Origin of the sequence: Streptomyces sp. NBC_00554, assembly GCF_041431135.1 — a bacterium.
Classification (GTDB): Bacteria; Actinomycetota; Actinomycetes; order Streptomycetales; family Streptomycetaceae; genus Streptomyces.
In genome coordinates, this window is sequence record NZ_CP107800.1 from 59,170 (window position 1) to 71,760 (window position 12,591).

Annotated in this window: 10 protein-coding genes; 1 reads left to right on the forward strand and 9 read right to left on the reverse strand. The window is 69.3% G+C overall.

Annotation, left to right across the window (positions count from 1 at the left end):
* Positions 1-6: 6 nt before the first annotated feature.
* The 9 genes from OG266_RS44700 to OG266_RS44740 form a co-directional block, all read right to left on the reverse strand.
* Positions 7-1,413, reverse strand: coding sequence for an RNA-guided endonuclease InsQ/TnpB family protein (locus OG266_RS44700; protein ID WP_371553357.1), 1,407 nt, complete (start codon positions 1,411-1,413; stop codon positions 7-9).
* Positions 1,414-2,106: 693 nt separating this feature from the next.
* Positions 2,107-3,240: a methyltransferase gene (locus tag OG266_RS44705; RefSeq protein WP_371553359.1), complete on the reverse strand. Its 1,134-nt coding sequence runs from the start codon at positions 3,238-3,240 to the stop codon at positions 2,107-2,109.
* Positions 3,237-4,823, reverse strand: a complete 1,587-nt coding sequence (locus tag OG266_RS44710; protein ID WP_371553361.1) for an AMP-binding protein — start codon at positions 4,821-4,823, stop codon at positions 3,237-3,239. The genes OG266_RS44705 and OG266_RS44710 overlap by 4 nt, the downstream gene beginning before the upstream one ends.
* Positions 4,824-4,948: 125 nt before the next feature.
* Positions 4,949-5,323: a DoxX family protein gene (locus OG266_RS44715; protein ID WP_371553363.1), complete on the reverse strand. Its 375-nt coding sequence runs from the start codon at positions 5,321-5,323 to the stop codon at positions 4,949-4,951.
* A 67-nt stretch (positions 5,324-5,390) separates the two neighbouring features.
* Positions 5,391-6,293: an aromatic prenyltransferase gene (locus OG266_RS44720; protein WP_332880873.1), complete on the reverse strand. Its 903-nt coding sequence runs from the start codon at positions 6,291-6,293 to the stop codon at positions 5,391-5,393.
* A 264-nt stretch (positions 6,294-6,557) separates the two neighbouring features.
* The gene (locus tag OG266_RS44725; protein WP_332880872.1) at positions 6,558-7,553 is read right to left on the reverse strand and encodes a class I SAM-dependent methyltransferase; all 996 of its coding nucleotides are present in this window, start codon (positions 7,551-7,553) and stop codon (positions 6,558-6,560) included.
* Complete coding sequence (locus OG266_RS44730; RefSeq protein WP_371553393.1) at positions 7,550-8,707, reverse strand: DegT/DnrJ/EryC1/StrS family aminotransferase; 1,158 nt, start codon at positions 8,705-8,707, stop codon at positions 7,550-7,552. Before OG266_RS44730 ends, OG266_RS44725 begins: the two co-directional genes overlap by 4 nt.
* Positions 8,708-8,722: 15 nt before the next feature.
* A complete protein-coding gene (locus OG266_RS44735) occupies positions 8,723-9,277 on the reverse strand; it encodes a cupin domain-containing protein (protein WP_329543430.1) in 555 nt (184 codons plus the stop codon).
* 66 nt (positions 9,278-9,343) lie between these two features.
* Positions 9,344-10,360, reverse strand: a complete 1,017-nt coding sequence (locus OG266_RS44740; protein ID WP_329543431.1) for a type III polyketide synthase — start codon at positions 10,358-10,360, stop codon at positions 9,344-9,346.
* Positions 10,361-10,981: 621 nt separating this feature from the next.
* On the opposite strand from OG266_RS44740, the gene OG266_RS44745 reads away from it, so the two are divergent.
* Positions 10,982-12,301, forward strand: a complete 1,320-nt coding sequence (locus OG266_RS44745) for a multidrug effflux MFS transporter (protein WP_332880870.1) — start codon at positions 10,982-10,984, stop codon at positions 12,299-12,301.
* Positions 12,302-12,591 lie beyond the last annotated feature (290 nt).

Below are 12,591 nucleotides of genomic sequence, written 5' to 3' on the forward strand. Positions count from 1 at the left end.
TCCTTCTTAGAAGAGGGGGATTCCAACCCAGCTGGGTTGAGGTTCACGGGCACTCGAACGGCCGGTGGCCGCTGTCACCCCTCCGGTACCGGCTGAGCTCCGGGGGCGAGGAATCCCGCCCTGTCCTACCGCGACATTCATTGCTGCGTTCTCATCCGCGTTGCAGGTGAAGCCGCACGATGAACAGACGAACTCGGCTTGGCTCTTGCGCGAGTTCTTGTCGATCCATCCGCAGGCGCTGCATCGCAGGGAGGTGTACGGGGCAGGTACGTCTTCGACCCGGCCGGGAGCCTTGTGCTCGGTGCGCCGGCGGAGCAGGCCCCACCCCTGGGCGAGGATCGCCCGGTTCAGCCCAGCCTTCTGCCGGACCTTCTTGCCGGGCTTCTCGACCGTCTCCTTGGCCGAGCGGGTCATGTTCTTGATGTTCAGCTTCTCGAACCGCACGAGGTCATAGGTGCGGGCGAGCATGGTGCTGGTCTTCTCGCACCAGTCCTTGCGCCGGTCTGCCTCACACGCCTTGAGCTGGGCAATCCTCGCGTACTCGGCGGTCTTGCGCTCGCTGCCCTTGGGTGCGCGGGCGGCTCGGCGCTGGTGCTTGCGGATCTGGGCCCGCTCCTTGACGGTGAGCTGCGGGCAGTTCAGCATCCGGCCGTCCGACAGGGCGGCAGTGATCTTCACGCCCCGGTCGATACCGATGACCTCACCCGTACCGGGCGCAGTGACCGGCTCGGGGATGACCGCGAACGCGATGTGCCACTGGCCGTTCCGATACGTGACCCGGAACGTCTTCGCCTCGGGCAGCCCGGTTCGGGTGAGACGGAACCGGACCCAACCACATCCGGGCACCTTGGCCTGCGCCCACCGGCGATTCAGTTTCTGCACCACCACGGACCGGCCCATCACCTGCTTGCCGGTCTTCGCGTTCAGCTTTGGCGTACCGTCCGGCTCCGACTCCGGCACGCGATCGGTACCGATGACGCGGAACCCCTCATGCCGGTACTTCTTGCGCCAGGTCGGCTCACCGAACCCGGACGTGAATATTGCGGCCTTGGCCTTGGCGAAGTCCTTCAATGCCTGCTGCTGCACGTCGGCGTTCCCGGACCGCAGCCAATCGCTGTCACGCCGGGCCTCGGTGAGCTGACGGCACTGCTCGGCGAAACCGGGCGCGGCCTTGCGGCCCTTGTACCAGTGCGCATGCTGCTCGACCGCAAGATTCCACACGTACCGGGCGTGCGCGCAGTGCAAGAGCATCTGCTCTCCCTGCGCACATGTCGGGTACATACGGAACCTCGCCACGGGTCGATTATGTCTATGGTCAACTTCAATCCTCGACTCCCCGACGATCTGCACGAAGCCATCAAGGCCGCGGCGGTTCGTGAGGGACGCTCCCAGCATGGTCAGCGATTCGGCCATCCCTGCCCCGCTACGCGGGATCGAGCATTCACCCCGGCCCTGAAGGACCGGGCGCCCTGCCCGAAAACAAGGTGGATTCTGGGCAGGCAATTCCTCAGTCATTGTGCGCGACTTCGGGCGGCGAGGGTCTGCGTGACGAGCCGGCGTCGATCAGACCTCCAGCCACCTTCAAGGTGCGTGGCCGATGATGGAGCGCGGAAAGCAGCGGGGGCGGCCGCTCGAGGGTGAACTGCCCCTGGTTCGCCAGAGGCGGATTGTGGGGGTGACCGGGGGTTTCGTGACTCCTCCCCCTCATAAGCAAGGGGGCTTCTCACTCAACTCCGAGAAGTCTCATGACGGCCGAGCCCTGGCCGCTGCCGAAGCAGATGTGCAACGCAATACGCCGCTTCGCGGCTCCGCCGACCGGAATGCGTTTCCTGCCCGGCCTGAAGGCCGGGATTCCCACTCAAGATCAGGGGCGGGCGGACCGGGCGATGGCCCAGGTACTCGATGCCGACCTGGGTCTTGCCGTCGGGGCGCAGGCAAGGGGCCCATGCCGTCCGGGGACTGTGCGCCGATGGACACCGGCGCGCCGCAGGAGGCGCCGTCGACGCCCTGGGCGCAGGAGTCGTGCCCGGCCTCAAGGACGCGGCCGTGACCGGCAAAAATCCGCCGGTCACGACAGCTGCTCGGCAGCTGTCGCGGACCGGCCGGTCAGGCGATCTTCGTGGCGCTCAGGACGGCCTGGACGGGAATGACGTCCGGCGGGATCTCGGCGGCGTCCTTGGTGACCGCCTTCGTCACCTTGAACCCGGCCTGCTCCAGCAGGCTCTGATAGACCGACAGCTTCTGCGGACCGCCCTGGCCCATGGCGGCGCCTAGGAAGAAGGCCGGAAAGAAGTCGACGTTGTAGTTGTCGGTCTCCTTGATGTCCTCGGGGTACACCGGCACCAGGATGTGGATCTGGCCGCCGGCCTCGAGCGACTTGTTGGCCCCTTGCAGGATCCTGAGCACGTTGTCCTTGTCGAACATGTCCAGGAAGTGCTTGATCAGCACGACGTCGAACCCCTGGGGGATCTCGTCGAAGACATTGCCGCCGATGAACGACAGGTGCTCCTCGAGGCCCTCGGCCCGGAAGTTCGCCAGCGCCTTGGCCTCCTTGTCCGGCAGGTCGAAGGTGGTCACCCGCAGGCCGGGAGACTCCTTGTGCCGGTAGGTGTGGATCGCCCCGAGGCCGGTGTTGCCGGCGACGTCGAGCACCCGGGCGCCGGAGGGGATGTCGATGGCGGAAAAGAACCAGGGGTCGATGTTGGCGGTGACCGTGTTCATCAGTTTGAGCCAGGAGTCGTTCAGGTCCTGGTGGTCGGCCACCGCGTCGTACAGCGTGCCCTCGGCCCCGTAGAGCTCTTTGAGGCCGACGACGGTGCCGGTCCGGGTGGACTCGGTGAGGTAGAACAGCTGCCGCAGCGCCACCACCTTGATCAGGTTCATGTAGGCGAGGGCCCGCGCGAGGTCGCCCTCGGCGACGTCCGCGAGGCCCTCGAGGCGGTAGGTGCCCCGGGTCTCGTCCTGGGCGATGAAGCCCTCCTTGACCAGCAGGAACAGCAGCTGTTCGAGGGCGTCGGCCTTGGCGCCGACCTGTTCTCCCAGCTCGGCCGCCGTCAGGCCGGGCCTCTCGCGCAGTACGTCGACGACGCCCAGCTCGAAGACGGACAGCAGGGTCATGAACCGCGACGGTCCCACCATGTACTCGCGGAACCGGGCGAGCACGGCGTGCGGTGTCACGGCGCTGGTCCCCCTCACGTCGGTCGGTGTCACAGCCTCGGTGGTGTGCCGGTCACTGCTCACGCCTGCTCCTGGAGCTGTGCCTGAAACCGCCGGGCCAGCGCGAGGCGCTGCACCTTGAGCGTGGCGGTCCTGGGCAGTTCGGCCTGCGGGATCTGCACGGGGTCGGCGAGCTGGGGGAAGGCGGCGGCGGCCGCGCGCCAGCGGGCCAAGTCCAGCGGCTTGTCGTCGACGGTGCAGATCACCGGGACCGGTTCGGAGTTCGGGCCCTGCACCACGACCAGCTCGGTCAGCTCGCTCAGCCGGCCCAGCACGACGTCCTCGATCTGAAGGGAGCTGCGTATCCCGGGGATCATGTCGACCTCGCGGTCGAGCATGTGCAGGCAGCCGAACCTGGTGCGGTAGCCGACGTCCCCGGTCCGCCACCACTGGCCGTCGCGGTTGGTGTCGTAGCGGTCCTGCTCGCCGAAGTAGGTCTTGGCGATGCCGTCCCAGGCGACGTCGATGTAGCCGGGGTTGGTCTCGCAGGGGGTGTTCCCGTCCCGGCTCACCACGCGGATCCTGGCGGCGCCCTTGGGCATGGCCCAGCCGACGCAGCGCCCGTTCGCCTTGTGGGCGGAGTGCCGGAAGTAGGCGCGGCCGACGGCCGGTCCGACCTCGCTCTGCCCGTAGATCTGGAAGAACAGGGCCCCTCGCCGGTCGGACGCCTTGAGCAGCTTGCTCATCGTCGCGGGGTGGATGGCGTCGAAGGTGCTGCTGAAGACCTTCACCGAGCCGAACGGCGCCCGCGGGTCCTCGGCCAGTTCCTCCCACTCCATCAGCGAGTTGGGCAGCGCCTCGACGAAGGCCGGGCGGTGCGTGACGAACTGCTCGGCGACCTCGGCGGGAGCCGTCTCCCGCATGAGCAGGACCGGGTACTCCTTGAGGAGCGCCAGGGACATCGCCGCGACCATCCGCGAGTGCACGAAGGGCACGTTGATCGCGACGGTCTCCTTCTTGCGCATCAGGGACAGCAGCCGCCACTGCGGTACGAGGCGGATGCCCTGGGTGCGGGGCGTGTGCACCACGAGCTTGGGGATCCCGGTGGTGCCGGAGGTGTGGGTGATGACGGCGGCCTCGTCGATCGGCCGCACGACCGGCCTGACCCGCGGTGCGCCGGCGAGTTGGGCGAGCGGGATCGCCCCCGGCCGGTCGCCGGCCGAGCTGATGACCCGTCGGGTGAGGTCGGCCAGCGGCAGGTCGGCGAGGACGTCGAGCTTGTCCCCGTCGGTGAGCAGGGTCGGCCGGCCGACCCGCTCGAGCAGGACGCCGACGGTCGTGGCGTCCAGGGCCGGCGACAGGTTCACGACGACGGCGCCGATGCGGGACACCGCGGCGGCGAGCATCCAGTGGTCGGCGTTGGCCGTCTTGTAGATCACGACGTGCTCGTCGGTCCGGACACCGGCCGCCCACAGGCGCCCTGCCAGGTCGTCGACGTACTCGGCGTACTGGGCCACCGTCAGCCGGCGTCCCGCCTCGGGCAGGACGCCCAGGTCATGGTCCAGGGTGATCGGTGTCGAGGGGTTGACGGCGGCGGCCATCTCCGGCAGCAGGCCGATGTGGAGACCGCGTTTTTGTATCGAGTGATAGGCCACAGAGCCCTTCATCGGGACTGTCTCCTTATGTGGTGGGCGGTGGACGTTCGGGCGGTCCTCGGCTCGGTGCGGGATGCAACTGCGCACAAGGGGTGCTGACGGTCCGTCAGTTTCCTTTGTGTGTCGGGGAGTTCGCGTCAGAAGGAGTGGGGGCCGAAGCGGCCCCAGGCCACGAAGGCGGCGACGGCGAGCAGGACGGCGTTCACCGCGATCGACTGGGCCTCGCCGCGGCGCACGTGGGTGACGGCCGCGCCGATCATCAATAGCACCAGGCCGGTGGCGGCGAGCGGCACCAGCACCGGAGCGACGTCGAGTGCGGCGGGCAGGATCAGGCCCAGCCCGGCCAGCACCTCCAGGGCGCCGATGGTCTTGACGCCGGAGGCGCCGAAGTCGTCGACCCAGCCGTAGCCGGCGGCGGCCAGCTTCTCCTTGGGCTGGGCCAGTTTCTGGACACCGCCCGCCAGGGAGGCTGCGCCCAGCACTCCCGCGATGATCCACAGAGCAAGGTTCATGAGACGTTTCCTTCGGCAGGGTCGGGCTGGGGCACGGGGCACGCCGGCCGCGGCGGCCGGCGTGCCGCTACTCGCTGTCGGGCACCAGCAGCGTGGTCTCCACCTGGGACCGCCATCGGTAGTACGACTGGAGCTTGTGGTACTCGCCGGAGGGCGCCGACGTGATCGCGTAGACGAACTGGTGGCCGTCGGTGCTGTACGGCGCGTTCTTCAGGAAGTCCTCGATGGCCGGCTCGACCGTGACGGGAAGGGTCAGCGGATCCGCGGTCATGGCCGCGATGGTGATCCGCTCGACCTTTTGGGAGTCCCAGGTCAGGGTGGCGTAGATGCCGAATGCCCGGGTGGCGAACCGGAGCAGCCGCTCGCTCGGCCCGGGCAGTCCGGCCTCCTTGAGGATCGAGGTGAGCGAGCGGGGGGTGAAGACCTCGGCGGGCGCCGCCCCGAAGTACAGGTTCACCGACCTGCTGCGGTAGTCGATGCCGACCAGGCTCACCCGGTCGGCCAGGCCGTACCGGGTGAAGAAGGGCAGGTTGCCCGCCGCGCTGGGCGGCATCGACTCCAGTCGGGCCAGCTCGGACAGCGGCTGGAGATTGTCGAGCGGGAAGAAGGACCAGGTCTTCTTGAAGCCGCCGACCACGCCGAAGTCGATACCGCTGAAGCCGATGGGGAATCCCCGGTGGAGTTCCCCCAGCAGGCTCCCGACGGGATGGTCCGTCGCCTCGATCAGGCCGTGCGACAGCGCGACGGCGTACGGGTCCAGGTGGGGCGGGAGCATGGTGAAACGGCAGTCGAGATCTCCCGCGTTGCGCTCGCTGGTCGCCACCCGGAAGGCGACCACGGCCTGCGCGAGCGTGTCCCCGTACGCGGACAGGATCGAACGGACCGTGTCCGGCGAGCAGGAGACTCCCACCAGTTGGGAGACTTCCTCGATGACCGGGTAAACATCTGCCGGGCCGGCGTTGTCCCGCATATACCCACCGTTCGGTTGCTGGCGCGGATCGCGTTGAGCCGGCCATGGGGCGAACTGCATTCCTGCCAGGGCCTGTCTGGCAATTCCCGTCGTCGCCCGGAGGGCGGCCTCGCGCCCGCTGCGGCAGCAGCTCGTGTCGCAGTAGGTGCGTGCTCTCGGCGTGCCGGGCGTAGACCCTCGTACTGGACGTACTTGGGTCTGCGCCCGGTGCGGTGAGAGTGCGTGCATGGCGTCGCGAGGCAGACGGGAATTGGCAGACAGGCCCTAGCGGGCGATGACCATCGTGGCGGGCGGCGCGGCGTGGAAGGAGACGTCCTCGAAGCCTGCCTTGACGAGCCAGTCGCGGTAGTCGGAGCGCCGCCAGGTGCCGCCCTCGTTGCTCTTGAGGAGCATCTCCAGGGCGAAGAGCAGCGGGAAAGCGGGAGCGCTGCGCTGGTCGTCGACGATGTAGTCGGCGACCACCAGGGCGCCGCCGGGTTTGAGGGCCTCGCGGAGCCGGGTGAAGACCTCGATGTTGCTCTCGGCGTTCTCCTGGTGGGCGATGTGGGAGTACACCGCGATGTCGTACTGCGCGGTGCCGAAGTCGGTGGTGTGGAAGTCGCCGTCGAGGGTGGTGAAGCGGTCCCCCACGCCGTGCTCCGCCACCAGCCGGCGGGCGATCGCGTTGATCGGCTCCCAGTCGAGCTGGGTCGCGCGGGCGGCCGCATTGGCCTTCAGCCAGATCGACGAGTAGATGCCCGAGCCGCCGCCCACGTCCAGGATCGAGATCTCCCCCGCGTCGGCGATGCCGAGTGCCTGGACACCGGCGTCCGCGGCGGGAACCGACACCGCGGCGATGGCCGGGACGATGCCCTCCCAGTGCGGGTTGTCGGCCACCTCCGTCTCACCGCCCGCCAGCGGTCCCCCGAGCCGGACCACCTCCGGCAGGTCGGCCAGGCTGCCCGTGTGCTGCAGCTTCAGCCTGGCGAAGCCGGCCAGCGAGGCGGGCGTGCCCTCCACCAGGAAGGCGGACGCCTCGGGGCTGTTGCGGTACCGTCCCGCCTCCAGCACCACCAGCTCCACGCTGACCAGGCCGTCCAGCAGGCCCTGTGCGCCCCGCTCGGAGATCTCGGCGCGGGCGGCCACCTCGACGGCCGTGCCCGCGCCGTTCTCCAGATGGGTGAAGACGCGGTGGGTGGCCGCGGCGCCGATGACGCCGGTGGCCCAGTAGCCGTTGATCAGCCTCATCACACCGTCCGGTGCAGGCTGGTTGTTCGTCATGCCGCTCCCTTCAGGGTTCGGGCGGGCTGCGCGTGGGTCCGCAGCGCGGTGCGCAGGACCTCGGCGACCCGCTCGACCTGGCTCATGGTCAGCTCGGCGTGCATGGGTATGCCGAGGTTGCGCTGGAAGAGATCCTTTGAGACCGGGCACACCTGCCGGGCTGCGAACGCGGGCTGCACATGGCTGGCCCAGGTGCCGTGCAGGGTGCCGATGCCCTGGGCGCGCAGGTCGGTGGCGACGGCCCCGCGGTCCACCCGCGCATCCAGCGTCACCAGGTAGGACTGCCAGGCGTGGGTGCGGTCCGCGGGCACGTGCGGCACCGTCAGCAGTTCCTCGTCCGCGAGGAGTTCGGCGTAGCGGGCGGCGACGGCGCGCCGGCGCTGCAGGAGCTCCTCGATGCGGCCGAGCTGCACCTGCAGGATCGCCGCGGCGATGTCGGACAGCTTGAAGTTGTAGCCGATCTCGGTGAATTCGGGGATCGGCAGGCCGATGACCTGGCCCATGTCGAAGATGCTGCCGATGCCGAACGAGGACAGCTGCCGTGCCTTGGCGCCGATCGCCGGGTCGGTGGCGATCAGTGCGCCGCCCTCGCCGCTGGTGGCGCCCTTGCGTCCGTGGAAGGACAGGCAGGCCACTTCGGCCAGCGCGCCCGCCTCGCGTCCCTGGTAGGTCGCGCCGACCGCGCAGGCCGCGTCCTCGACGAGGAACAGGCCGTGCCGGTCGGCGATGGCCTGCAGTTGCGTGTAGTCCGCGGGCAGGCCGACAGTGTCGACGGCGATGATGCCGACGGTGCGGGAGGTGACCAGGTCCGCCACCGACTGCGGGTCCACGGTGCCGGTGTCGGCGCGCACGTCGGCGAAGACGGGCGTCGCGCCGACGTAGCGCACCGCGTGGGCGGGGGCGGGGAAGGTGTAGTCGGCGACGATGACCTCGTCGCCGCCCTGCACGCCGAACGCGAGCATCGCCAGGTGCAGGGCGGCGCCGCAGTTGCTCACCGCGACCGCGTCACCGGCTCCGTAACGTTGTTTCAGCTGGGCCTCCAGGGCCTTGCCCCTGGGCCCCTGGCCGGCCGGCCAGCCCGAGGCGAACACCTCGGCGACGGCGGCCAGTTCCTGTGTCCCCAGGCTCGCGAAAACCAGGGGGATCTTGTCGATGTCGCTCATCTCTGTTTACGCTCCGCGCGATTCGCAGGACTGGGGATCGGGAAGGACGGGCGGGTCGTAGCGCTGCGGCGTGATCTGGCTGACGTCGTAGCGCCGGCGCATCTGGTCGATGGCGTCGGGGTCCGTCCCCCCGGCCGCCCAGATCTCCGCGATCTCCTCGAAGTACAGCTCGTGAACGGGTGAGGGGTAGCACTGGAACAACATGCGCGCCGGCTCGGCGGACGCGTTGCGGAAGGCGTGCGGAGTTCCGGGGGGTACGAACATGCAGGCGCCCTCGGTGGCGAGGACGGCCCGGTCCCCGTCGGGCGATTCCCACTCGTGCCAGTCCTTCCCGGTGCGCCGGGCCGGCTCGAAGGCCAGGAGCTGGAGCTCGCCCTCAAGGACGTAGAAGAACTCCTGTGAATCGCCGTGGACATGCGCCCCGACATCGAACCCGGGCGGCACGACCACCTCGAAGATCGATATGGAGGAGCCGTGCGCCTGGGTGGCCTTGAAGGTCACTTCCTGCGCCTTGGTGATCAGCTTTCGGCCCTGACCGGGCGGGAGGATGAGGCCAGTCATGTGGTCAGCTTCCTTTGTCCGCACAGAGTTTCACTCGAGCGGGGCTGCCGGTTGATTCCGTCGGGCTCAGTCCAGCTCTGCGGGGGTGTCGGCGCTCCAGCGGCCCAGCGCCATCTCGGCGGTGATGCCGGGGCCGAAGCCGGCGATCAGTCCGGTGGCGTCCTGGAGGGGGGTGTCCTCCTCGAACAGGCGGCGGGCCGCGTCGAACACGACGGCGCTGGCGATGTTGCCGTACTCGGTCAGCGTCGACCAGCTGTGGCGGAACACCTGGCGGTCGACCTCGAGGAACTTGGCGAGGTCGTCCAGGATGCGCGGACCGCCGGCGTGGACGATGTAGAAGTCGAGGTTGCCGGCGTCCCAGCTGTGGTCCTTGGCGAACTCCCGCAGCACCGGGGCCAGCGGCTCCATGGTGCCGGGCACCCGGCGGTCCAGCTGGAAGTGGAAGCCGGTGTCCTTGACCGCGTAGGAGATCCAGTCCTCGGTGTGCGGGATGAGGTAGGAGGCGTTGCGCTCCAGCTCGATGCCGACGCCGCCGTTGCCGCGCACCACGGCGGCCGCGACCGCGTCGCCGAACAGCCCGTCCGACAAAAGCGAGCCGATGTCGTCCGCGTCGGGCTGGTAGCACAGCGAGCACAGTTCGCACGAGACGATCAGGACGTTGCTGCCGGGGTGGGCCAGGCAGAAGTCGTGGGCGCGGTTGACCGCCGCGCCGCCCGCCGCGCACCCCAGCTGCGCGATGGGTATCTGCCGGGTGTCGTACCGCAGGCCCATCTTGTTGATCAGCCAGGCGGTCAGCGACGGCATCATGAAGCCGGTGCACGACACGTAGATGATCGCGTCGATGTCACGGGCCGCCACATCGGCGTTCTTCAGTGCCTCTTCGATGACCGGCGGCGTCCACCTCTTGGACTCGGCCTCGTAGATGCGGTTGCGTTCGGTCAGGCCCGGGTGCCGGAGCGTCTTCTCGATCGGCTGGACGATATGCCGCTTCAGCACTCCGGTGTTCCGGATCAGCCGGAGCGCCAGCGGAAGCTGCGGCTTTCCCGCATGGGCTTTCGCGGCGAACTCGAGAGTTTCTTCCATCGTGATGATGTGTTCCGGAGCGCTCACCGCGGGCTTGCATAGCCTTGGCATATCTGGGCTCTACTTTCTCTAGAGTCTGCCTTCTGTACGTGAGGAATCTGCGCACAGCTTCCGGAGTGGTTCCCGTCGGGCCGCCACGGCGTGGGCGGGGAGGTGGACGGCCAACTCGGCGAGCTGGGAAGGCCCTTCGCCGCCCGGCGCCGGACAGCACGTTGTCCCTGCGTACGGCCGTTGCGTGGCCGCGCGGGCCGTGCCGCGGCGCGCGGGGAGATGATGCGAGGGGTGCGAGGGGAAACCTGTGCCGACCTGGCACGGATGCGGTCCCACCGGTGCAGAACCGGTGGACGCGGGCTCAATCCGCTGTCCCGGAAAGGGTTTTGGGCAGGGAAGGCGTGCAGGAATAGTGACACGGGAAAGTCACCCGCGCCAAGGCCGCCGGAAAGCGAAGGGGGCCGCTCCGAGGGAAACTCGAGCAGCGCACTGATGAGGTTCGACTCCGGCGGATCAACAACCTTGCCGGAGTATCGCCCCGCCTCAGGCGCCACCCGCGCGCTGCCGGTTCTGTAGCGCCCTGCTGCGAGCATCGGCCCTAGCCATGTAACGACTTGACGCGGAGGGCGCATGTCTCAGCAAGCCGAGGAAGCCACCGCCAAAAGGAAGCGATTTCCAGGGGTGCGGTCCCCGGCGAGGATCAGACGCGAGGCGGCCGGCTCGGACAAGTCGCTGCGCCGGACGGGGCTCTTCGTCACCTACCTGCTCGGCGCTCTCGCCGCGGTGCCGCCGATGTCGATGGACATGTACCTCCCGGCCCTGCCGGAGGTCACCCGCACCCTGGGCTCCAATGCCGGGACCGTCCAGCTGACGCTCACCGCATGCCTCGCCGGCATGGCGGCCGGGCAGCTCGTGGTCGGCCCGATGAGCGACCGGTGGGGGCGCCGCCGGCCGCTGCTGGCCGGGCTGATGGTCTACGTCGTCGCCGCCGTGATGTGCGCCTTCGCGCCCAACGCCGAGCTGCTGATCGCCTTCCGGGTGCTGCAGGGCCTGGCCGGGTCGGCGGGGATCGTCATCGCCAGGGCCGTCGTGCGCGACCTCTACGACGGCCTCGCGATGGCCCGGTTCTTCTCCACCCTGCTGCTGATATCCAGCATCGCCCCGATCCTGGCGCCCGTCATCGGCGGACAGGTCCTGCATTTCACCAACTGGCGGGGCATCTTCCTGGTCCTGACCGCGATCGGCATCGCGCTCACCGTGCTGGTCTGGCGCCGGCTGCCGGAGACCCTGCCGCCCGAGCGGCGGCAGCGCGGCGGGGTGCGCGGAGCCCTGTGGATCATGCGCGGGCTGTTCGCCGACCGGGTCTTCACCGGATACCTGATGACGAACGGCTTCGCGTACGGGGCGCTGTTCTCCTACATCGCCGCCTCGCCGTTCGTGATCCAGGACATCTACGGGGCGTCCCCGCAGACCTTCTCCCTGCTGTTCGGCCTCAACTCCTTCGGGCTGCTGCTCACCGGCCAGCTCAACGGCAAGGTCCTGGTGGGCCGGGTCCGGCTGGACAAGACCCTGGGGTGCGGGCTGACGGTGCTCGCCGCCGGCGCCTTCGTGCTGCTGCTGGTGACACGCGGCGTCTTCGGCGACCCGGGCACGGCGGCGATCGCGGCCTGCCTGTTCGTCATGATCTCCTCGCTGGGCCTGATCCTGCCCAACACCAACGCGCTCGCCCTGATGCGCACCCCGCACGCCGCGGGCAGCGCTTCCGCACTGGTCGGTACGTCGTGCTTCGTCATGGGCGCGGTCGCCTCCTCGCTCGTCGGGATCGCGGGCAAGGAGACGGCGATCCCGATGGCCGTGGTCCAACTGGGCAGCGCCCTGGCCGCGATCGCCTGTTTCCTGGGCGTGTGCCGTCCCTGGCAGAACCGGCCGGCGGAACTGCCGGAGCACTGAGCACCCGCGCACCACGGCCGTCCCGACGGCCGCCGCGGGGACGTGAACGCCGCTGCACCGCCTGCGCTCCGGCAGGCGGTGCAGCGGCGTTGGCGTACCGCGGTGGCCGTGCGCGACGCCCTGCTCCCCTGCTCCCCCGGCCCCCCGGCCCCCCTGCCCGTCGGGCCGTTGGGCCGTTGGGCCGTTGGGCCGTTGGGCCGTTGGGCCGTTGGGCCGTTGGGCCGTTGGGCCGTTGGGGCCGGGGGCCTACCCGGTGTCGCGCCGCGCCCGCCGCCCGCCGCAAAAAAAAA